This window comes from Maricaulis maris, from assembly GCF_003634045.1.
In the GTDB taxonomy this organism is placed as follows: Bacteria; Pseudomonadota; Alphaproteobacteria; order Caulobacterales; family Maricaulaceae; genus Maricaulis; species Maricaulis maris.
Genome location: NZ_RBIM01000001.1, coordinates 322731 through 343556, shown reverse-complemented (window position 1 = coordinate 343556; position 20826 = coordinate 322731). Strand labels below are relative to the sequence as shown.

The window sequence follows — 20826 nt, the reverse complement described above, 5'->3', positions numbered from 1 at the left end:
TTCGCCATGGTCACAGGCGAGTTTGCCATTAGCGAGGGAAATTGGGTCATGGTCAACGCCGTCATCGAACGGTTTCAACGGCTTGATGCCGCGTTCTGTGAGCGTGCCAGCAAGGGCGAGCGCCTGTATGGCCGCTTCTCGGCGCTGGCCTGCATCTCGGCGACCGAAGCCCCCGAGGCGCTTGTCGCGCGGACCCTCACCATTCGCGACCGGATGAATGAGGGCCTCGGCACCTGGCGTTCGCCGGGGCGGGCCATGCGACTGGTCTTCTCCGCCGCCCTCGCCTCGTCCAACCGCAACGCCGACCAATTCTTCGCCATCCGCGAAGCGATCAATACGCGGCGGCGCGAGCGTGGCAGCCGCGTGCTCAGCCATGGTGGCTCCTGCGCCGCACTCGCTCTGGCCGTGGCCGGCGGCGAGATCGGCCAGGTCGACACCTTCTTTGACATACTTGACGAAATCTCGCTGCCCTGGTGGCGTCGTGTGCCGGCGCGCGAGGATGTTCTCGCGGCCACCTTTGCCGCCATGGGCGAGACTCCGGACTGTGCGCGCGCCAAGCTCGACAAGGCTCGCCAAGCCCTGCGCGCCGCCGGTGTTCCCGGCCATCACGTGGAAGGCGCGGCACAGGAGATCTGCCTCGGCCCAATCGATCACGGCGAGATTGCCGCGGCCTGGACCAGTCTCAACACAGCGGTTCGCGGCCGCATCGTGCTGCGCAATGGCGTCGGCAAGACCGGCTTGGCCATCCTTGCCGCGCGAGGCCGTGGCGCCGAGACCGCCGACCGCCTGGTCTCCAGTTTCGAAGCCGTGCGGGCGCTCCGGCCGCGGCCATCGGGACAGGTCGCTGCGCGTCTGGCCATGCGCCTCGCCCAAGCCCAAACCGGAACCAGCCAACCGCACGCGGCGGCCCGCGACTTGGCCGCCATCCTGGCCGCCCAAGCCGCAGTGATCGCCGCAGTCGCCGGTTCCACGGCGGCCGTTGCAGCTGCGAGCTGAACCGGCGTGACAGCCGGCGCCAGACCACGTTAAAAACGGGTTCTGGCCTTCGCACGCGAAGGTGGCGTCGGGGGAAGTGCCGTGTTCAGCCAACTCAGTTCCGATCACATCGTGGCAACACTGGAGCGATTGGCCGCCCGCTGCCGCGACCGGTTCGCGTCTGCCAGCCTGAACAATGTCATCGACGAGCTTATCGGCCTCGCCAAACGCGATCGCCGGCGCAGCCAGCGCCTGTCCCGCCCCTATCTCCTCCTACGCGGCGGCACACTGCTCGCCGTATTGCTGGCCCTGACCGGACTCGTCTTTGTCGGCGAACGGGTCTTCAACTGGGCGCAGGAAAGCGGGGCCAGCGCGGATGTCTTTACGGTGTTCGAGGGGGTCGAGGCCGGCCTCAATATTGTCATCCTGGCCGCCGTCGCGATTTTCACACTGACGCGCGTCGAGGAACGGCTGAAGCGCTCGCTTGCCCTGGATGACCTGCACGAATTGCGCTCAATCGCCCACGTCATTGACATGCACCAGCTGACCAAGGACCCGACAGCCCTGCTGCGACTGGGGCCACGCACGGCCGCATCACCGGACCGAGCCATGAGCGAGTTCGAGCTTGGTCGTTATCTCGACTACTGCGCCGAAGCGCTGAGCCTGGCCGGCAAGATCGCCGCCCTCTATGCCCAGAGCTCACGCGATCCGGTCGTGATCGCGGCCGTCAATGACATCGAAAGCCTGACATCGAACATGTCGGCCAAGATCTGGCAGAAAATCAACATCGTGCGCGACGCGCAGCCAAATGCCGGCGAGCAGCGCGACGATTGACCGAATGGTGCTTTCCCTTCCCGGAAGAAGGGTGCTAGGGAGCGTTTCAGAACCAAATGACAAGGGGGCCCCGCATGAATCCCGAAGACCTTATGAATCCCGAAACACTCGCAACGCTGATCGAGACCGGGATTGCCGCCAGCACGAATGTGGTCCTGGCCGCCATCATCCTCATTATCGGCCTGGTGGTCGCTGGCTCGGTACGCAAGGCGATCAAGAATGCGGTCCACAAGAGCGAGCGCATGGACGACACGCTCGGCGGATTTTTCGGCTCGCTGGCCTATTACGGCATCATGGCGATGGTCGTCATCGCGATGCTGGGCACGTTCGGCATTCCCACCACCAGCTTCGTGGCCACGCTGGGTGCCGCCTCGCTGGCCATCGGCCTGGCGCTGCAGGGCACGCTGTCGAACCTGGCTGCGGGCGTCATGCTGATCCTGTTCCGCCCCTATCGCCTGGGCGACTGGGTCGAGTTGGCGGGCACGTCGGGCGCAGTAACCGAAATCACGCTTTTCACCACCGTGTTGTCGACCGGCGACAACAAGAAGATCATCATCCCCAACTCCAAGTCCTGGGGTGATACGATCACCAATTACTCGGCCAATCCGACCCGCCGCGTCGATCTGACCTTCTCGATCGATTATGGCGACGATATCGGCAAAGCGATGCAGGTCATCACGGACACGATTTCTGCCGACGAACGGGTTCATGTCGACCCGGCTGTCTTTACCGCGGTCACCGCGCATGGCGAAAGCTCGGTCGATATCGTCGCCCGCGCCTGGTGCAATACCAGCGACTATTGGGGCGTCCACTTCGATGCGATGAAGAATGTGAAAGAGGCTTTCGACAAGAACGGCATCTCCATTCCCTATCCGCATCGCGTCAATATCGCCCGCAAGGGCTGAATCGGTCCGCGGTCGGGGCTGCGGCCCCGATTGCGCCGCATTTGGGGGTAAGCTGGGCACATGACAGACCGAGAGACAGAGACCGATAGCCGGTCAAACCGCACCACATTCGTCCAACGGCTGATCCGGGTCGGGTCGACCGACATCATCCGGGTCGTGGTGCTGTGCGTGCTTGCGGGCTTCGTACTGGCCGCCTTCCACGTCAATCCGCGGCGGCTGTGGGTCGACTTCTTCGGCACGATCGCCGAATCTTGGGGGCGTTTCATCGACTTTCTCACCCATTCGGTGGGCTGGGCGATCGAATACTTCCTGTTGGGCGCCATCCTGGTCATCCCGATCTGGATCGTGTTCCGGGTTCTCGGCGCCCTGCGACGCAGCTGAATCTTTTCGACTTTTCGGATTCGTTAACCAACTTCCTTTGCCGAATGGCAAGGAAGGTTTGCTAGAGTTTGGGCATGACAGCCCTTGCGCGAAACCTGCCGGTCTCGGCCACCAGCTTGGCCGCCATCGCCCCGAACGGCTGCGGCGAGACCCCCTTGCTGCTGGAGTCGAACGGGTTCCTGCGCAACATGTTGCTCGGACTGCTGCGCGATGCCGGCGCCGGCGACGTCATGCTCGCCAAGCGCGGCGATGCGGCCCTGATGCAGATTGCCGAACGCACGCCGAGCGTCATCATCGCCGACTGGCACAATCATGATGACCCGACCGAAGATCGCCTCAAACTGGTTCGCGCGATCCGCGAATCCGAACACGCGCCCTACCGGCACACACCGATTGTTCTCATCTCCCAGCCACGCTCGCGCCGGGAAGTCGAACGGGCCCGCGATGTCGGTGTCTCGGAATTCCTGATCACGCCGATCGCACCGATCACCCTGCAGAACAGACTGCAGGCGCTGGATACACAGCCACGAGACTTCATCAGCGCGGCCCGCTTTGCCGGGCCGGATCGTCGGCGTCGGCCACGCAAGGCGCACGGGCCGGCCCACAAGCGCACGGCCGATGTCGAGGCTGGCCTGGCAACACCGATGGGCGCCGCCCGGGCGGCAGCGGTAGCGTTGGCCCACGAGACCCAGCTCAGCGGCGACCGGCTGGCGATCCGGGTCGGGCGCTCATTGCAGCGCTTCATCACCGCCGTGACCGACTATACACCCGTCGAGGCCGAGGTTGTCGAAATGCACCGCGCTGCCCTGGCACAACTCGTACGCATGGCTGAGGATGGTAATCCACTGCGCGAACCGGTCGTTGCCGGCCTCGAGCAGGTGGTCGCCAAACGCATGGGCCGCCGCTGACGCCGCTTCCGGGAAACCCCGGCCTGTCCTATCAAGACGGTCCAAGTCCGCAGGATCGCCATGACCGACGATATCCAGTCCCGCCTCGATTCCATCGCCCCGCTCATCGTGGACGGGTCACCACATGCCGTCGCGCTCGGCCTCTCGCTCAAGGCGTTGACGCCGGGACGAGCGGTGATGGGCGCACGTTATGACGAAAGCCTGATCGGTGATCCGGATACGGGAACCCTGCACGGCGGCGTGGTCACCGCCTTGCTTGATCATGCCTGCGGCATGGCGGCCTTTGCCGGTTTCGGCGCCAAGGACACGCCGGCCACACTTGACCTGCGGATCGACTATCTGCGTCCGGCGAAACCCGGCCTTGATGTCACGGCCGAGGCCAGCTGCCTGAAATCGCACGGCCTCGTCGCCTTCGTCCGGGCCACGGCGCATGATGGCGACCCGGATGACCCGGTCGCCATCGCCCAAGCCGCTTTCATGATCACCAAGGCGTCCAAGCTTGCCCAGGAACGGGCCCGCCGGGCCTATACCGAGGGGCGGATGGAATGAGCCAGGTGCTGATCGAAACCCTCATGTCAGCCCCCTATGTTGCCCGCTTCGGTGTCCGCCTGGAGCGCAAGGGCAATGAGCTGACCGGCGTGCTGCCCTTCGCGGACCACCTGGTCGGCAATCCGCTGATCCCGGCCCTGCATGGCGGCGCCGTGGGCGCCTTCCTGGAAATCGTTGCCTCGGCCTCGCTGCTGGCCAGCCAGCCGCTGCAACGCCTGCCCAAGCCGATCGATGTGGCGATCGACTATCTGCGCCCGGCCCGGGCCCAGGACGTCTATGCCCGCGCCGTCGTCGCCCGGTCCGGACGACGCGTCGCCAATGTCCGCGTTGAAGCATGGCAAAACCGCATTGATGCGCCGGTTGCGACCCTGCACGGTCATTTCCTGATTACACCGGGACAAGACGACACCGCGGCCGACTGACCGGTCGGTGTCGTTCGTCGCACACACGCCGTCACTGGTCGCAGAAGACTGACGGGTACTTACCTGCACCTTACAATGCCGACAGTTTCTAACTGTTTTCTCTCAAAGGTTTAGGCCCGCTGTCAGGGCCCGGAGACATGGCATCGTGCAATCTGGTGGGCGTGGTGACGGGTCACAGAGGGTAACCGGCCACGCTTGAGGAGACAGCCCCATGCTTATCACGTCCCTGGCCGCGCTCACGATGAGCCTGACCGCAACCCCACTCGCCGCCGCCACCGATCAGTCCCCGCCAAGCCAGATCGTGCGCATTCATATGAATGAACTCGAAAGCGAAGCCGGTCGGGCCGATGTCGAGACCCGCATCCGCGTCGCTGCGAATCGTGTCTGCCGCCAGCACGGCCTGCGCGGCCTGGTCGCCGAACGCATCCGGCGAGCCTGCTTCCGCGAAGCCTTCACCGACGGCATGTCGCAGCTCAACCGCCAATACGCCGATACGACCAGCCGCACCGTTGCTGTCGTCATCGCCGCCCAGTAGACGCTCGCAATCAAGGCGGCCGCCACGGGGCTGGCGCGGCCGCCTGCGACCTTGTGACATCTCGCCTGTGGCGCGCGCTCGCGGCACGGTGACGCCATGACCAACGCCAATGCCGTGATTGCCTATTTCGACGGTTTGTGTCCGATCTGCCGACACGAAATGGCCGGCTATGCGAGACGCGCCCCCGATCTCATCCAGCTGCATGATTGCAACGGCGAGCTGCCCGGCGATGTCGACCGCGAGGCCGCCCTTGCCAGCCTGCATGTCCGCCTTCCCGACGGTGTCGTGGTCGACGGGTGGATTGCATTCCTGGCAATCTGGGAACGTGTACCTGGCTGGGGCTGGCTGGCTTGGCTGACCCGGCCAGCCTGGATCCGCGTCCCGCTCGACCGCCTCTATCGCTGGTTGGCCCCCTACCGGCCCCGTCAGGTCTGCCGCGACGGTATCTGCGACGGTCGCATCTGACATCCATACAATTTTGTATAGCTGCCAGAGACAAACCTCAACAACACAGCCATGGACTCTTGGACAACCCCACCCAAATAGGGGTCGTTGCATCATGCATGTTTGCATGTCGCGTGACATCCATTCTGGAGAGAGCCATGAAACATACCCTGCTCACCCTCGCCGTCTGCCTGACCGGCCTCACCGCAGCGCTGTCGGGAACGGGTGGTACCGCCACCGCCCAAACACCCGCCGGCCCAGCGGTCCAGATCCCGTTCGAAGCGGCCGACCTGATCGACCCGACCCGCTACGAAGCCCTGCGTGAACGGGTCGAAATCGCCGCCCGCGATGTCTGCCGCGAGCAATTGCTGGGTGATCTGCTACGCCCCGTCACCCTCAACGCCTGCATCCGGGACGCGCATGCCCGGGCCATTGATCAACTCGAGGCGCAACGATCAACGGCCCTGACCGTCGCCGCGGCATCAGTGCCGGACCAGGGCTGACCGTTCGGCTATTGCCTGCCTCGCCGGGCCGGGATAGGTGCGGAACATGTCTGTTCCGTCCCTGACCCGGCTCGACGTCATCAAGCGCGCCTGGCCCCTCGTCTTCGCCAATGCCGCCGTGCCGCTTGCCGGGGTCGTCGACACATTTGTGCTCGGCCTGTCGGGGGACAAGGCGGATCTGGGCGGTGTGGCGCTCGGCGGCGCCCTGTTCGCGGTCTTTTACTGGAGCTTCTACTTCCTGCGGATGGGGACGACCGGGCTGACGGCCCAGGCCGATGGCGCCGGCGACCGGGCCGAGACCCAGCGCATCCTGTTGCGCGCCCTCGCCATCGCCGCTGCCTTTGGCATCCTCATCTTCGCGCTGCGCGACCTGATCGCCCTGGCCGGCTTTGCGGTCCTTCAGGGCGAGGCCCGCGTCGAGGACAAGGGCGCGACCTATCTCGTGGCAAGGGCCTGGGGCGCCCCGGCGGCCCTGGCATGTTTTGCCCTGTCCGGCTGGCTGATCGGGCTGGGGCGCAACGCCGCGACACTGGCCATCTATGTCGTCTTCAGCCTGGTCAATATCGGGCTCGATCTGTGGTTTGTGCTCGGCCTTGGTTATGGGCCAGGCGGAGTTGGCGCCGCGACGGCCATCGCCGAATGGGTCGCCCTTCTGGTCGGCCTGGCCTTCATGGCTGACACACTGCGACGCCAGAAAGGCTGGGCGGACGGCGTTCTCGACCGCGCCCGCCTGCTCGATGCGGCCGCCATCCGCGAGCTGTTCCAGGTCAATGTAAACCTGATGATCCGCACCTGGTCGCTGGTGATCGGCTTTACCTGGTTTGCCAATGCCGGCGCGCGCCAGGGGACCGCCGCGCTGGCCGGCAATCACGTCCTGCTGCAGGTAATCTCGGTCTGGGCCTTCGTGCTCGACGCCTTCGCTTTTGTGGCCGAGACCGAAGCGGGCCGCGCCTTCGGGCGACGGTCGGTAAGCGATTTGCGGCGCTCGGTGCGCCTCACCGGCGAACCCATGCTGATCGCCGGCGGCCTGTTTGCCCTCGCCACCTGGCTGTTCGGTCCCGCCGCCCTGACCGCGCTGATCGAGGACCCCGAAGCCCGCGCCGCCGCCATCGCCTATCTGCCCTGGTGTGCCGTCGTACCGCTACTGGGCGCGCCGGCCTGGCTGATGGACGGTATTTTCATCGGCACCACCAGCGGCAAGATCCTGCGCAATGCCGGACTGGCCGCGGTCGCGGTCTATCTGGCCGCCGATGCGATCCTGGCGCCGGCCTTTTCAAACCACGGAGTCTGGGCCGCTTTCCTGATCTTCTACATCGCCCGGGCCGGGGCGCTGATGAGTGCCTATCCGGCGTTGGAACGCCGGCTTCACTCGGCGCCGACAGCCTCGGCGACAGACGCAAACCCGTCGACCTGAAGCCGCTCCGCCAGGCCGCGCTTGATCCGTTGGACAAGACCCGGCCCCTCATAGACCAGCCCCGTATAGACCTGGATCGCATTCGCCCCGGCACGGATCTTGGCATAGGCGGTGTCGGCACAGGCCACACCACCAACGCCGATGATCGCCATCTCCGGTCCGGCCGCCTTGCGGAAGACCCGGACCAGCTCGGTCGACCGGGCAAAGATCGGCGGGCCGGACAGACCGCCCCCCTCGCCCATCTTGTCACTGACCAGACTTTCCGGCCGGGTGATGCTGGTGTTGGAGATGATGATCCCGTCGAGCTTGTGGCGGGTGATCGCGGCGACCATGACATCGGCCTCGGCGTCATCAATATCCGGCGCGATCTTCAGGAAGACCGGCGCCTTGGCACCAACCGCAGCCACCGCCGACAGAAGGTCATCCAACGCGCCGGAAGATTGCAGTGTGCGCAGGCCGGGCGTGTTGGGCGAAGAGACATTGACGGTGAAAAATTGTGCCAGATCCTGCAGCTCGCGCAGACAAGTGACATAGTCGGAAACCCGGTCCTCACTGTCCAGATTGGCACCAAGATTGACGCCGACCACGCCGCTGCGGCCCATGCGGGCCTGCAGCCGCGACCTGAACAGGTCGAGACCCTGATTGGGAAAGCCCATGCGGTTGATGACGGCGCGGTCCTCGGCCAGTCGGAAAATGCGCGGCTTCGGTTTGCCATCCTGGGCGCGCGGCGTCACGGCGCCGCATTCGACAAGACCGAAACCGGCTGCCAGCAGGGCGTCGGGCGCTTCGGCATTCTTGTCGAAACCGGCAGCCAGCCCGACCGGATTGGGCAGATCGAGGCCAGCCAGCGAGGTTTTCAGGATCGCCGGATCGCGACGCAATTGGCGTGGCCCAAGGCCGGCTTTCAGGCCGAGCAGGCCCAGCCGATGCGAGGTCTCCGGCTCGAATCCGTACAGCAGGCGGGTGGCGAGGTCGTGAATCATCAGCGGCTCTCCAGATCGGCGGGCAGAATCCAGTCACCCTCCTCATTGCGCCGGACATGGCGCATGCCGCGCACGACCGCCGTCGGGATCTCGCCATAGACATGGGGAAAGAGGGCGCCGCCGCGGGACTTTTCCCACTTCACGGCATCGCCCAGCGGTTCCAGATCGATCTCGACCAATAACAGCCGCTCATGGCTGTCATAATGCTTGATCAACGTTCCTTCGACCTGATCGGCAGCGGACAGGTGGATGAAACCGTCGGCGATGTCGTGCGGATCACCGGTGAAACGGCCCGCGGCCATGACGTCGGACCAGCCTTCGATCGTGGCCAGTCGATATGCGGTTTTAATGGTCATGGGGAGGGACTAGCCCCGAGGGCGGATTCGGGCAAGCACACGACTCGCGCATGGGACAATTTTCCTATAGCGTTCCGCGCCCATGCTCACCCATGAGGACATCTGGCGCGGGATCGACCGCCTGGCCCGGCATGCGCAGACCAGCCCGTCCGGTCTGGCCCGACGTGCGGGGCTGGATTCGACCACGTTCAACCCGTCCAAACGGGTATCATCCGACGGCAAGAAGCCGCGCTGGCCGTCGACCGAGAGCATCGCCAAGGCGCTGGCGGCCGCCAATCTCGACTTTGATGATTTCGCCGCCCTGATCTCGGGCCAACCGCGCGGCGGCGCCCTGCTTTCACGCGCCCTCGCGGACAGCGAAGCCAACAACCCGTTTGATGCCACGGGTCACCCGGTCGGCCCCGATTGGGAGGCCATTCCCTTTCCCGGCCTGGCGCCCGGTGATGCCTACGCCCTGACCGTACAGGATGACACGATGCGGCCTGTCTACCGTCCCGGCGATCGACTGGTCGTGTCGCACGAGGCGCCGACACGGGTCGGCGACCGCGTCATCATCCAGCGCCGCGACAGCACGCGTGCAGCCTGGACATTGGCGGAGAAGACCGTGCAAGGCGTGCGGCTGACACCATTCGACCCGCTGCGCCCCAGCATAAACCTGCCCTTGTCGCAGATCGCCTGGATGGCGCGCATCATCTGGGTCAGCCAGTAGCGGCAGATCCTACCGTTGCAGACGCGCATCGGCCCAAGCCGAGACGACGCGATGATCGTCCAGTCGGGCCGCGAACTCGTCAAGCTCACCGAGTATGGCAGCCTCGAAGGAATCACGCGGCGGCAGTTGGCGACCGGTCTCGACCAGTTCACGGATACGGACCCGGTAGGCCGGCTCATCCAGCGCCGCCAGGCCGAGCGCCGCAAAATAGCGCGGTGCCGGACTGGCCGGATCCAGCGCGATGGCTTGCGAATAATAACCCATGCCAGCCTCGACCGAGGCATCGAGCACCCGCAGACCTCGCGATCCGCCACGGCGGGCGACTTCCAGATGCCAGGCCCCCAGCATGCCCAGCGCCCGGGCATTGTCGGGCTGCCGGGCCACGACGTCTTCGAGAAGATTACGGCCGCGCTGCGGAACCCGGGTTAGATAGGCCCGCCAGCCACTCATGTAACGGCCGCGAAAACCGAGTGCGCCGGCAAGGCTGACGCGCGCTTCGACATGATCCTCATCCAGCTGCAGGGCATGTTCGGCGAGATCAATGGCACGCTCGGCCAAGGCTTCACGATCAGCCCCGGCATCCTCGACCATCAATCGGGTCAACAAGGCACTCGCTGCGAAGGCGTACCCGTCGGCTGTGTCCAGCCGCTGCGCCTCATTCGCTGCCAATTCCCAATCGCCTTGTTGATAGGCCGCCGCGGCAGCAGCGTGATCGGCCTCGGCCGGCGCTGCGAGAAGCAGGAATGAGAGAAGCGCGAGGGTCCGGACCATGCCGGCAACTCTAGATCAGTCCGACGACGGCGCAAGTCGCGACCGCGACTTTTCGCGCGCTGGCGTAAGGCGCAAATCGGGCTAGTTTCGTGACGTCACAAGGAAACCCGCATGACCCTCGCCTTCGCGCCGCCCAAACCGCCCTATGCCAACTACAGCGGCGTCGGCAAATTGAAGCTGTCTGACTACTGGACCTATTTCCAGGCGATGCAGCGCAATCCCCTGGAGGTCTGGGGCGAGCATCATTTCTCGATCCGGCTGGCACCCTTCCGCTTTCTCGGCCGCTCCAACCTGCTGCTCAACGATCCGGCCGCCATCCACCAATGCTTCGTCTCCGACGCCGGCAATTTCACCATGAACCCGCTACGACAGGCGGTGCTGCGCCCCTTCCTGCGCGATGGGTTACTGACGGCAGAGGGCGATGTCTGGAAGACCGCCCGCAAGGCCGTTTCACCGGTCTTCACGCCGCGCAAGGTGAACGGGTTCGCGCCACAAATTCGCGATGTGTGCGAGGCCGCAGTCACGCAACTGGCAGACCGGGCCGGTGAGACTGTCAGCGTGTCGGACCTGATGGTCGAGCTGACCCTGGACGTGCTCTTGGAAACACTGTTTTCCGGCGATGAGGCGCTCGACAAGGCGCGCTTCACCCGCGGCATCTGTGATCTCCTGGAAATCTCCGGCATCCCGCACCCTTTCGACCTGATGCACCTGCCCGGCTGGCTTCCGCGCATCGGCCAAGGCAAGTCGCGCCAGGTGATCCGTGATTTGCGCGATCAGGTCGGGGCCGTCGCCGCCGCCCGCCGCGCCGCACCCTCGCCGGAAGCTGCCGGGCGCACACCCGACTTCCTCGACCTGCTGCTGGGCGCCGGACTGGACGATACCGCCGTCATCGACAATCTCCTGACCTTCCTCGCCGCCGGCCATGAGACGACGGCACGCAGCCTCGCCTGGACGCTTTACCTCCTGTCGCGCGACGCGGATTCCCGCGACCGGGTCGAAGCCGAAATCGATGCCGCACCGCTGGCCGATACTGACCCCGCCGCCTGGTCGGGCCTGCTGCCCTTCACCGAGGCGGTACTGAAGGAGAGCCTGCGCCTCTACCCGCCGGCGCCGATGCTGACGCGGACCTCGAAGGCCTGGAGCCTGGTGGCCGGTCTGCCGGTGCCCGCCGGCACCGACATACTGGTCTCGACCTGGCTCCTGCATCGCCAGCGCGACATCTGGCAACAGCCGGACGAATTCCGTCCAGACCGCTTCCTTGGCGAGGCCGCCGCCGCCATTCCGCGCGATGCCTACCTGCCCTTCGGGCTGGGGCCTCGCGTGTGTATCGGTGCCCGTTTTGCGATGATGGAGATGGTGATCGTAATGGCATGCCTGTCCAAGCGCCTGCGTCTCGACTTCGCCGGCGAGCGCGACCCGGTGCCGGTGATGCGCATCACACTGCAGCCGGACACCGGCATGCCGATGACTGTCCAGCCCCGCTAGCGCTGGAAGCGCAGGCGTACATTCACCGATGGCACCGATTGCGAGTCGCGACTCAGCTGATCGAGTGCCACCCCGTCGAGCGTTTCGACACGGCTGACGCCGGCTCGGTCACGACCGGTGCGCAGGGACAGGCGCAGATAGGCGGCGCGGCGAATTTCCCACTCTGACCAGATGTCAGCATGTATGCCTTCGGCACGGTCCAGCGTGTTGACGAGGATCGGTGCATTGCCCGACTGGCGGACCCCGTCGAACACGTAAATCCTGTCCTCGCGATCACCGCGCCAACGCGTGGCAATGCCGGACCGCCAGCCCGGCGCGTGTCGCCACTCGCCATCCAGCTCGACACTGAGACCATTGGCTTCCTTGCGGATTTCCGTCAGCCAGTAATGCATGGCCGGAGCCTTGTCCTCGACTTTGGCGGCCACGACATAGCGCCCGTCGGACCATTCCTGACGCAAGCCAAGACGGACATGATGATCGCGATGGCCCGACGTGGTGCGGGCAAAGCCCTGCAAGGGATCCAGGCGGTCCGACCAGCGCCGCGTCGCCATGCCCTCGACACTCAGCCCATCCAGGCCGAACCGCGTGAGATCGAACTCGAACTCGGCAGTCAGCTGATCAATGCTCTCCGGTCCGACATTGGCCGGACGAACGCTGCCATCACCATCCAGGACATTGGAGACCGGATTGTCCGTGCGCCGGGCGGCAGCCTCGAGACGCAACAAGTCGCGTTCGCCGAAACGGCGCTCCAGCGTGACGCGATGGACCCAGTCGCGTTGCGGTTCCAGCGTCGAGGCGCCCGCCGTGTTGAGGGCGTTGTCCAGATCCGTCGAGGCGAGGAATTGGTCGAGATTGAGCTGACCGACCTCACGTTCCGTGCTCAGGCGCAGCGTCCAGGCTTCCAGCAGGGTCCAGTTGAGATCGGCCCGCGGTGCGATATCGGTCAGGCTGAGCGAAGCACCACCCTGGTTCGAACTTTCCAGCGAGAATTGCTCGACGCGACCGCCAACCGTGGCTGTAACCGTCGAGGATGGTGTCCAGGTCGCCGACGCCAACACCGCCGACCGAGTCTCCTCGACCCGCGCATCGGCGCCATCAATCGCCTGGTCGACCCCGTCAATCGACGCCGAGGAGGCCCCTTCAAGCGTATTGCTGGCCCAGGTGACGCCCGTCTCGGCGGTCAGCCTATCAATTGGCCGCCAGCGCAGATCAGCCCGGGCCGCGGTCTCACTTGTTTCGCGCAGCGAGGCGGAACGGCTGCGCGACCCGCCTGAGAACAGGCTGTCACTGGCGACCGTTTCGCCCTGACGTCGCGTCACCAGCCCGATCATCTGCAATCGCCGGGTGAGGATATGGCGCCAGCGCGCCGAACCGAAACGGGCGACCGAAGACGACTCCCCTGTTTCGATCAACCCGCCCGCGGCCTGCGCCTCGGTGGTGGGCTCACCCGTGTCTTCCCGGCGCTCGGTGGACAGGGTGAATTCAAACTCATTCGCCTCGTCCAGTTCGAACCGGGCCATCGCCTGCCAGTTGCGCCGCGTCCGTGTCGTCAACTCGTCAACCGAGGCTCGTGCGACGGGTTCGTCGGCCGTCGATGCCCGCACTTCAGCAAAATCGATGCGGCTCTCGTCCAGCCCATCAATGCGTGCTTCCAGTTCGAGACGCCCACCACTCAGCGAGGCCAGCAGCTCACCACTATTGCGTTCACCGCCATTGCCGCGCTGCTCCAGCTCGATCCGACCATCGGTGCGAGCGGCGCTGCGCTGGGTTGTCACGATATTGAGCAGGACGGGATAGCCCTGCATATCGACATCGCGGGCGCCGGCATCGATCAATTCCAGCCGCACCACGTCCCCGACCCGGATGGCGCGAACGCGGCTTTCAACCGAGCCGCCACCGCGGGGTGGCCGGCGACCGTCAATCAGGACATTGCCCTGCGCGCCGGAAAGGCCGCGGACATTGTCGCCACCATTGAGGCTGAAGCCGGGCAATTGCCAAACCATGTCCAGGGCGTTGCGCGGCAGATATTCGCGGAAGGAGGCCGGCGTGTAGACGGCAACCCCGGTTTCTGCCGCTGCGGCGGGTTCAACATCGGCGCCGTCTGCCAGGGCCGGTACGCTCGACAGCCCAGCCAGGATCAGTCCGGCTGCGACCGGAAGCTTGTGCCAGTTCTGTTGCGTCACCACCCGCCCTTTCCAACAAAATCAAACGGCAAGATCGCTGAATTTTGTTAGAAAAGAACGAGGATTGACCGGAAAATCCAGCTTGCCCGGCGAGAAATTGCAGCGCAATTCTCCCTTGCGCAACCGGATGCAGGCTTAATCTTCCGGATACTGGAAAACTGCGTCCAATCCGACCTTGAAGACACGGGCGATCTTGAAGGCGACCTCGAGCGAGGGCGAGTATTTGCCTTGCTCGATGGCAATGATGGTCTGCCGCGTCACACCGACCTGCCTGGCCAGCTCGGCCTGGGTCATCTCGCCGGCGTGAAAGCGCAGGGTGCGGATCTCATTGATGATGGGGGTGGGTTTGGCCATGTCTCACACACCTCCCCGATAGCTCATCCATTTCACCAACATGCTCGTCAGGCCGGCCAGCATGGCGCCCACAAAGAGGGTATTCGCGGCCCAGAACGGATCGGAGTCCAGCACCAGCAAGATCAAGGCAATGAAGGCAACAGCATGCATGGCATGCCCACCCCAGGCGTCGCCGCGCCGTTCGATCACGTCATCGCGCTCATCATCCAGCACATCCGCCTCGACGAGTTCTTCCCGGCTGGCGATGGCAGCCCGGATACTGTCGGCAATCAGGGTGGCCACGAAGATCACCACCGCAATCATCATCTCCCCCTTCCAGGACACATCGTCCAACGGCCCGCTGGTGAGTTGCGGCACGACCCGGATGAGATACCAGCCCAAGGCCAGGATGGTGCCGATCGCGGCGGCGCGGTTCAGTTTTTCGAGGAAACCGGACATCACACACCCCGCCGATAATCGACCAGCTTGGACACGCCCTTGACCAGCTCGCTGGCGACCAGGCCGGCCAGGATCAGATTGGCGATCAGGTGGTAGGGCTGCGCGGTCATTGCCGACGCCATCGCCGCCAGGGCAAACAGGGCCAGCACGAAGCCGCCGCGCTGGTCGCCGCGCATCTCGACCAGCTTGTCACGCTCGTCGGCATCCTCATTGGCCTGCGACGGGGCCGAAATTGCGATCGCGATATTGGCGACGATGGAGGCCAGGATGATAATGCCGACCGTGACCAGCATCTTGGTATTGGTCAGGTCGAGCGCGTCCTCCGGACTCATCGCTCCGCCGAACAGGACACCGGCCGAGGTCGCGAAGTACCAGGCATAGACTCCGCCGGTCAGCAGCAGCATGGCGATATTGCTTTTCTCGTGAAAACTCATGTCAAACACTCCATTCTCTGTGTCTGATTTTTTTGACATGATGTTATGTAGGAACAATCGGACTTGATGTCAAATTTTTCTTACATTTTGTGAGAAAAAGAAGACCCGCATGGCGGGCCTTCCAGTCAAATCAACCTGTTACCAGCTCGCCCGCCAGCGCTTTTTCGATCAGCTTGATGGTCTCGCCAACGCCGTAAATGGCGACAAAGGAACCAAAGCGCGGTCCCTGGGACTGGCCGAGCAGGACTTCATAGAGGGCCTGGAACCAGTCACGCAGATTGTCGAATTCCTGCGTCTTGCCGGCGGCAAACACCTCGTCCTGGATCTTGGCAGCGTCACGCTCGCCGGCATCCATCGCGCGAAGCCGGGACAAGAGATCCTCCATCGCTGCCCGCTCCATGTCGGTGGGTGCGCGGAAGGATTTGGTCGGCTTCACGAAGTCCTGGAAATACTGCACGGCAAAGCCGGCCAGCTGGTCGAGCAGCGGATGGCTGGCCGGCGAGGCGCCTTCGACATAACGACCGATAAAGCCCCACATCACCTCGCTATTATGGGCCGACGCGGCCGAAGCGAGATTGAGCATCAGCGCGAAGGAAATCGGCGAGGTATCAGAGGGCGGATTGCCGTCATGGATATGCCAGGCCGGATTTTCCAGCTGCTTGTCCGGCGTCTGGCCGGCATAGGCCGCCAGATGCTGCATATACTCGTCAACTGCCTTGGGAATGACGTCGAAATACAAGCGCTTGGCCGTCTTCGGCTTGACGAAGTTATAGTAGGAGAGGCTTTCCGCCGGGGCGTATCTCAGCCAGTCCTCGACCGACAGGCCATTACCCTTGGACTTGGAGATCTTCTCGCCCTTCTGGTCCAGGAAGAGCTCGTAGACAAATTGCGTCGGCGGCTCGGCACCGAGGATTTTGCAGATGCGCGAATAGATCGGCGCATTGGTCTGGTGGTCCTTGCCGAACATCTCGAAATCAACGCCCAGGGCGGCCCAGCGCATGCCGAAATCCGGCTTCCATTGCAGCTTCACATGGCCACCGGTGACCGGCAGCGTGGTCTCGGTCCCGTCTTCATCGTCAAAGGTGATCGTGCCGGCTGCGGCATCGACAGCCTTCATCGGCACATAGAGGACACGGCCCGTCTTCGGCGAAATCGGCAGGAAAGGCGAATAGGTCGCCTGGCGTTCCGCCCCCAGCGTCGGCAGCATCACCGCCATGATGTCGTCATAGCGTTCGGCCGCGCGCTTGAGCATCGCGTCATAGGCGCCGGACTTGTAGAGCTCGGTCGCCGACTGGAAGGTGTAGGTGAAGCCGAACCCGTCGAGAAAGCCGCGCAGGCGGGCATTCATGTGGGCACCAAAGCTCTCATGCGTGCCGAACGGATCGGGCACCACGGTCAGCGGCTCCTGCAGGTGCTGGTTCAACATGTCCTGTTGCGGCAGGTTGTCGGGCACTTTGCGCATGCCGTCCATATCGTCGGAGACACAGATCAGCTGCGGCTCATAGGCCCCGCCAGTCAGCGCATCGAAGGCGCGCAGCACCATGGTGGTGCGCACCACTTCGCCGAATGTGCCCATATGCGGAAGCCCCGACGGGCCATAGCCGGTCTCGAACACGACCGGCCCGGATTTTCGCCCCAGCTTGTCCAGACGCTTCTTGAGCAGGCGCGCTTGTTCAAACGGCCAGGCTTTCGCGTTTTGGGCAAGATCGGAAACAGACATCCCGGGCAACTTTCTCATGCATGTGGACAGAAGCTCGCGAGGTAGAGGGGAAGCGCTGCAGGGTCAAGCTGGCGGGGCTTGGCAGCGATGGCCTTTTCGACGCGGCTGCGCTTAACTCGCGCGGAAGATGCAGGACAAGAGCGCCAAACCCATGCTGACCAAGGAAGAACGCCAGGCCGCGATCAAAGCGGCGGACGAGGAATGGTGGAAGGGCTGGTGGGCGGCGGATTATAGCTGGGAGGGGTTGGGACGGCTGGACGAGGATGGCGATCCGGTCCATCCGTGGATTGGTTGGTCGGTACAGGAAGACACCGAGGCCAAGACGAAAACCCTGATTGAGGCCAGCCACGCCACGGCTTCGGCACGGCCTGCCAGCTTGCAGGACTATTTCCGCTGGGATGCCGCGTCCCGGCATTGGCGTGGGGACAAGCGGCTGATCGCGGACGGCGCCCTGATCGAGACGCCAAACCAACCGCGTTTCCACATCCTGCATTTGCCCGAACGCTGGAAAGACGGCTCGGAAAGTTGGAAAATTGATCCCGCGCATCCGTTGTGGACAGCCCTCACCGACGAATTGGAGCGCCTGTTCAGTCATACGAAATCTTGCGATATCCATACAGATGGCTTTGAAAAAGGGTCCCTCAAGGGCGCGGATCACCGGGCCCAGCTGACCGGCGCCCATCTTCGCGCCCTGCCCCGCCCACCCAGCCAGCCTGAACACCCTGATACCGACCGCGCCCGATCGACCAATAGCGATGCGCCCGGGGCAAACTCACAGGCTGCCCAACCCGGTGCCTACAATCTGACCGCCCATCACACCCGTTGGCTCGAACATCTGCATCTGGGAAACGCCCGCTTTGACTCCCCTGCGAACTTCAGCCAAGCGCAATTCTCCGGCGGAGACGCGAGCTTCCAACAAGCGCAATTCTCCGGCGGATACGCGAACTTCGGAAAAGCGCAATTCTCCGGCGGATACGCTGGCTTCGAAAATGCGCAATTCTCCGGCGGATACGCTTACTTCAATCAAGCGCAATTCTCCGGCGGAGACGCTGACTTCAATGAAGCGCAATTCTCCGGCGGAGACGCTGACTTCACAGAAGCGCAATTCTCCGGCGGATACGCTAACTTCCAACAAGCGCAATTCTCTGGCGGATACGCTATCTTCAGAGAAGCGCAATTCTCCGGCGGTAACACTTACTTCTGGGACGCGCAATTCTCCAGCGGAAACGCTATCTTCAGTGAAGCGCAATTCTCCGGCGGAGACGCTAACTTCAAAGAAGCGCAATTCTCCGGCGGAGACGCTTACTTCGAAAAAGCGCAATTCTCCGGCGGTGACGCTTCCTTCAATCAAGCGCAATTCTCCGGCGGTAACGCGAACTTCGACAAAATAAGCGCCAAGCATGAGTGCCGTTTTATTGAGGCCCAATTCGAAAAAGCCACCTATTTTCGGGATTGCACGTTCGAGGGTGGTGTCCGATATGGCGACGCCTTTCAGTTTGGCTTGCGCGACACTGCCGTCCGGTCCGGCGCCCGGTTTTGTGCGGAACTCAGCTTCCGCGGTTCGACCTTCCATGCCCTCGCGGATTTTGCTCGCTGCCGCTTTCCCGAACAGGCTGAACACCGCAATGGCGCGCTGGAAGGGGCGCGCTTTCATGAGACGGTGGATTTCAAAGGTGTGGAACACCTGCCCTTCTCCGCCTTTCAGGGGGCCATATTCGATCAGGGCGTGCTGATCGGCTCAAACCATCCCAAGAATGCCGACTTCCACCGGGCCCGCGACGAGACAGAAGCCGCTGTTCGCCGCGATGCCGCCATCTGCACGGACCCGTCCTATGACGCCAACAAGGATGGTGATCGCGACAGGCGGGGCCGCGACGCCCGTTTCGCCGCGCTGGAAAAAGGCTGTTTGGTCCTCAAACACGCCATGGCGCGCGGCAGTGACCGGCAGCGCGAACAGGCCTTTCACCGGATGGAGCTGAAAGCGCGGGAGCGGCGGCCGGTCTACTGGATCAAGCAGAAGCCGGAAACACAGATCTCCATTTTCTCCAATCTCGCCTCACGATTTTACGGCCTCGTGGCCGACTATGGCGCCTCGTCGTCGCGGCCGCTGCTTGCCCTGCTCGCCACGGCCATAATCTTCTTCCTACTCTACACGATGATCGCCCTCGGCCTGCTGAGCCAGGATACAAACCAGCTCTGGCCCGATCCGGACCCAGCCTTGAACCGCGCCAGCCTCGCCGCTCTGGAACTGGCCCTGACCAACATGCTCGGCCCGCTCAAATTCGCCCTGACCGACAGCCAGCCCTTCGCCGCGATGACAGCGGACGCACCGGGCACGCGATTGCTGCTGGGCCTGCTGTCGGCGGGCCAATCGCTGATCTCGCTGATCCTCCTCTTTCTCTCGGCCCTCGCCCTGCGCCGGAAATTCCAGATCAACTAGGCACGCTTCCCCTCTCCCTTGGGAGAGGGGCAGGGTGAGGGGGAAATCCCGATGATGGCGGGCTGATCCCCCTCATCCGCCCTTCGGGCACCTTCTCCCACGGGAGAAGGACTGAAGGCGGCACCCCACACCACGAACCCGTCACCCAAAAGCCACACTTCGCGCCAATCCAACCCAGGCGTGTCGATTTCGCCTTGAACGCGAAGTCGGACGGCGTCATAAGCCGCCTCCCGTTAGCCCCGCTCGGGACCGGCCCATCCGGTCCTGCGCACAAGAAGAGACGATCATGAACCCAGTTCAGACCCGATATCGCCTCTCCCGCCCGGCCCTTTGGCCGGCGGTGGTTGTGCGCGCGGAGGATGACGCTTCCACCCGGTAGACTGGCCCCACAGTCCCGGTTGTTGGCCCTCCCGAGCGCCCGCTCGAGGAGGGTTTTTTGTGTTCTGCGCCGCTCTCCCCCCATGGCGGCCGGAATGCAAACCCAGGGAGGGAGCGCGACCCCCGACGCGCTCCCTCCCGTATTGGGGCAGTCGCGGGTCGCCACAACACTGCGGCGCTAGCCTGCCACCTCGTCCAGCGACCAGCCCGCCTTGCCGCTGCACTTGCGGGCGAGGAGATGGATGAGCAGGCCGACCGGTCCGAACAGGAAAGTCAGGATGAGGGCCGGCGTCACGATCCAGCGGCCCAGGCCGATCCGCCGGGCATCGCGGCTTATCCAGGCACCAACGAAAAGATCAAAGACCAGGAAATGGACCCAGCCGGTCAGCAAGCCGACCGGGTGCGAGAACAGGGCCTGGACAGCGGCCAGGCTGGACATGCCGGCCTCCGGGTCGGACTGGCCGAAGCCGATCCCCAGCGTCAGGAAGCTCAGATAGACCGCCGCCAGGACAAGCGGGATCAATGCACAGTGAACCAGGCGCTGTGTCCATGACCAGCCAGGTGCGAGGATCAGCAGGGCCCAGGCCGGCACAACGGACAGGTTGAGCACGGTGTAAAGGGTGTCATAGCTCATCACGAACTCCTTCCGCGATGGATAGGGGCGAACCGGACTACTTCATCCAGATTCGCGATCGGCTCCACCCT

General features: G+C 64.0%; 23 protein-coding genes. 14 read left to right on the top strand and 9 right to left on the bottom strand.

Translation table 11 applies throughout. From position 1 onward, the window contains the following. The first annotated feature begins 48 nt into the window (after nt 1–48). The 11 genes from C7435_RS01705 (at nt 49) to C7435_RS01655 (ending at nt 7870) form a co-directional block, all read left to right on the top strand. Nucleotides 49–996: a hypothetical protein gene (locus C7435_RS01705; RefSeq protein ID WP_143742869.1), complete on the top strand. Its 948-nt coding sequence runs from the start codon at nt 49–51 to the stop codon at nt 994–996. An 81-nt stretch (nt 997–1077) separates the two neighbouring features. Further along, nucleotides 1078–1809, top strand: a complete 732-nt coding sequence (locus tag C7435_RS01700) for a hypothetical protein (RefSeq protein WP_121209777.1) — start codon at nt 1078–1080, stop codon at nt 1807–1809. Nucleotides 1810–1883: 74 nt separating this feature from the next. Next, nucleotides 1884–2714 carry a mechanosensitive ion channel family protein gene (locus C7435_RS01695; protein WP_121209776.1) on the top strand — a complete coding sequence of 277 codons (831 nt, stop codon included), beginning with the start codon at nt 1884–1886 and terminating at the stop codon, nt 2712–2714. 60 nt (nt 2715–2774) lie between these two features. Continuing rightward, nucleotides 2775–3095 carry a DUF6460 domain-containing protein gene (locus tag C7435_RS01690; protein ID WP_075188793.1) on the top strand — a complete coding sequence of 107 codons (321 nt, stop codon included), beginning with the start codon at nt 2775–2777 and terminating at the stop codon, nt 3093–3095. Nucleotides 3096–3169: 74 nt separating this feature from the next. After that, nucleotides 3170–4003 carry a response regulator gene (locus C7435_RS01685; RefSeq protein ID WP_121209775.1) on the top strand — a complete coding sequence of 278 codons (834 nt, stop codon included), beginning with the start codon at nt 3170–3172 and terminating at the stop codon, nt 4001–4003. 60 nt (nt 4004–4063) lie between these two features. After that, complete coding sequence (locus C7435_RS01680; RefSeq protein WP_075188791.1) at nt 4064–4552, top strand: PaaI family thioesterase; 489 nt, start codon at nt 4064–4066, stop codon at nt 4550–4552. Further along, nucleotides 4549–4974 (top strand): PaaI family thioesterase, encoded by a 426-nt coding sequence (locus C7435_RS01675; protein ID WP_121209774.1) that lies wholly within the window; start codon nt 4549–4551, stop codon nt 4972–4974. Before C7435_RS01680 ends, C7435_RS01675 begins: the two co-directional genes overlap by 4 nt. A gap of 211 nt (nt 4975–5185) precedes the next feature. Continuing rightward, nucleotides 5186–5509 carry a UrcA family protein gene (locus C7435_RS01670; protein ID WP_075188789.1) on the top strand — a complete coding sequence of 108 codons (324 nt, stop codon included), beginning with the start codon at nt 5186–5188 and terminating at the stop codon, nt 5507–5509. A 96-nt stretch (nt 5510–5605) separates the two neighbouring features. Then, nucleotides 5606–5974: a thiol-disulfide oxidoreductase DCC family protein gene (locus C7435_RS01665; protein WP_121209773.1), complete on the top strand. Its 369-nt coding sequence runs from the start codon at nt 5606–5608 to the stop codon at nt 5972–5974. A 137-nt stretch (nt 5975–6111) separates the two neighbouring features. After that, nucleotides 6112–6456, top strand: coding sequence for a UrcA family protein (locus C7435_RS01660; RefSeq protein ID WP_170150305.1), 345 nt, complete (start codon nt 6112–6114; stop codon nt 6454–6456). Between the two features lie 46 nt (nt 6457–6502). Beyond that, on the top strand, nt 6503–7870 hold the full coding sequence (locus C7435_RS01655) for an MATE family efflux transporter (protein WP_121209771.1): 1368 nt from the start codon (nt 6503–6505) through the stop codon (nt 7868–7870). Here the strand turns inward: C7435_RS01655 and C7435_RS01650 are convergent. Continuing rightward, nucleotides 7822–8853 carry a quinone-dependent dihydroorotate dehydrogenase gene (locus tag C7435_RS01650; RefSeq protein ID WP_121209770.1) on the bottom strand — a complete coding sequence of 344 codons (1032 nt, stop codon included), beginning with the start codon at nt 8851–8853 and terminating at the stop codon, nt 7822–7824. The two genes, C7435_RS01655 and C7435_RS01650, sit on opposite strands and share 49 nt — an antisense overlap. Beyond that, the gene (locus C7435_RS01645) at nt 8853–9209 is read right to left on the bottom strand and encodes a DUF952 domain-containing protein (RefSeq protein ID WP_075188784.1); all 357 of its coding nucleotides are present in this window, start codon (nt 9207–9209) and stop codon (nt 8853–8855) included. Before C7435_RS01645 ends, C7435_RS01650 begins: the two co-directional genes overlap by 1 nt. Nucleotides 9210–9291: 82 nt before the next feature. Between C7435_RS01645 and C7435_RS01640 the strand changes: the two genes are divergently transcribed. Then, on the top strand, nt 9292–9918 hold the full coding sequence (locus C7435_RS01640; RefSeq protein ID WP_121209769.1) for a S24 family peptidase: 627 nt from the start codon (nt 9292–9294) through the stop codon (nt 9916–9918). A 9-nt stretch (nt 9919–9927) separates the two neighbouring features. Here the strand turns inward: C7435_RS01640 and C7435_RS01635 are convergent, their stop codons facing one another. After that, nucleotides 9928–10689, bottom strand: coding sequence for a tetratricopeptide repeat protein (locus C7435_RS01635; protein WP_121209768.1), 762 nt, complete (start codon nt 10687–10689; stop codon nt 9928–9930). Between the two features lie 111 nt (nt 10690–10800). Between C7435_RS01635 and C7435_RS01630 the strand changes: the two genes are divergently transcribed. Then, on the top strand, nt 10801–12174 hold the full coding sequence (locus C7435_RS01630; RefSeq protein ID WP_121209767.1) for a cytochrome P450: 1374 nt from the start codon (nt 10801–10803) through the stop codon (nt 12172–12174). Here C7435_RS01630 and C7435_RS01625 read toward each other — a convergent pair. From C7435_RS01625 to C7435_RS01605, 5 genes are all read right to left on the bottom strand, one after another. Beyond that, the gene (locus C7435_RS01625) at nt 12171–14360 is read right to left on the bottom strand and encodes a TonB-dependent receptor plug domain-containing protein (RefSeq protein ID WP_121209766.1); all 2190 of its coding nucleotides are present in this window, start codon (nt 14358–14360) and stop codon (nt 12171–12173) included. The two genes, C7435_RS01630 and C7435_RS01625, sit on opposite strands and share 4 nt — an antisense overlap. A gap of 132 nt (nt 14361–14492) precedes the next feature. Further along, complete coding sequence (locus C7435_RS01620) at nt 14493–14711, bottom strand: helix-turn-helix transcriptional regulator (protein ID WP_075188776.1); 219 nt, start codon at nt 14709–14711, stop codon at nt 14493–14495. 3 nt (nt 14712–14714) lie between these two features. Continuing rightward, a complete protein-coding gene (locus C7435_RS01615) occupies nt 14715–15149 on the bottom strand; it encodes a hypothetical protein (protein ID WP_121209765.1) in 435 nt (144 codons plus the stop codon). Further along, nucleotides 15149–15583: a hypothetical protein gene (locus C7435_RS01610; RefSeq protein ID WP_075188774.1), complete on the bottom strand. Its 435-nt coding sequence runs from the start codon at nt 15581–15583 to the stop codon at nt 15149–15151. Before C7435_RS01610 ends, C7435_RS01615 begins: the two co-directional genes overlap by 1 nt. 130 nt (nt 15584–15713) lie before the next feature. Then, on the bottom strand, nt 15714–17303 hold the full coding sequence (locus tag C7435_RS01605; protein WP_199288351.1) for a lysine--tRNA ligase: 1590 nt from the start codon (nt 17301–17303) through the stop codon (nt 15714–15716). 151 nt (nt 17304–17454) lie between these two features. Here C7435_RS01605 and C7435_RS01600 point away from each other — a divergent pair, with 151 nt between their 5' ends. Beyond that, nucleotides 17455–19743, top strand: a complete 2289-nt coding sequence (locus C7435_RS01600) for a pentapeptide repeat-containing protein (protein ID WP_170150304.1) — start codon at nt 17455–17457, stop codon at nt 19741–19743. 556 nt (nt 19744–20299) lie between these two features. On the opposite strand, the gene C7435_RS01595 is transcribed toward C7435_RS01600, so the two are convergent. Further along, a complete protein-coding gene (locus tag C7435_RS01595) occupies nt 20300–20755 on the bottom strand; it encodes an ABA4-like family protein (RefSeq protein ID WP_121209762.1) in 456 nt (151 codons plus the stop codon). Nucleotides 20756–20826 lie beyond the last annotated feature (71 nt).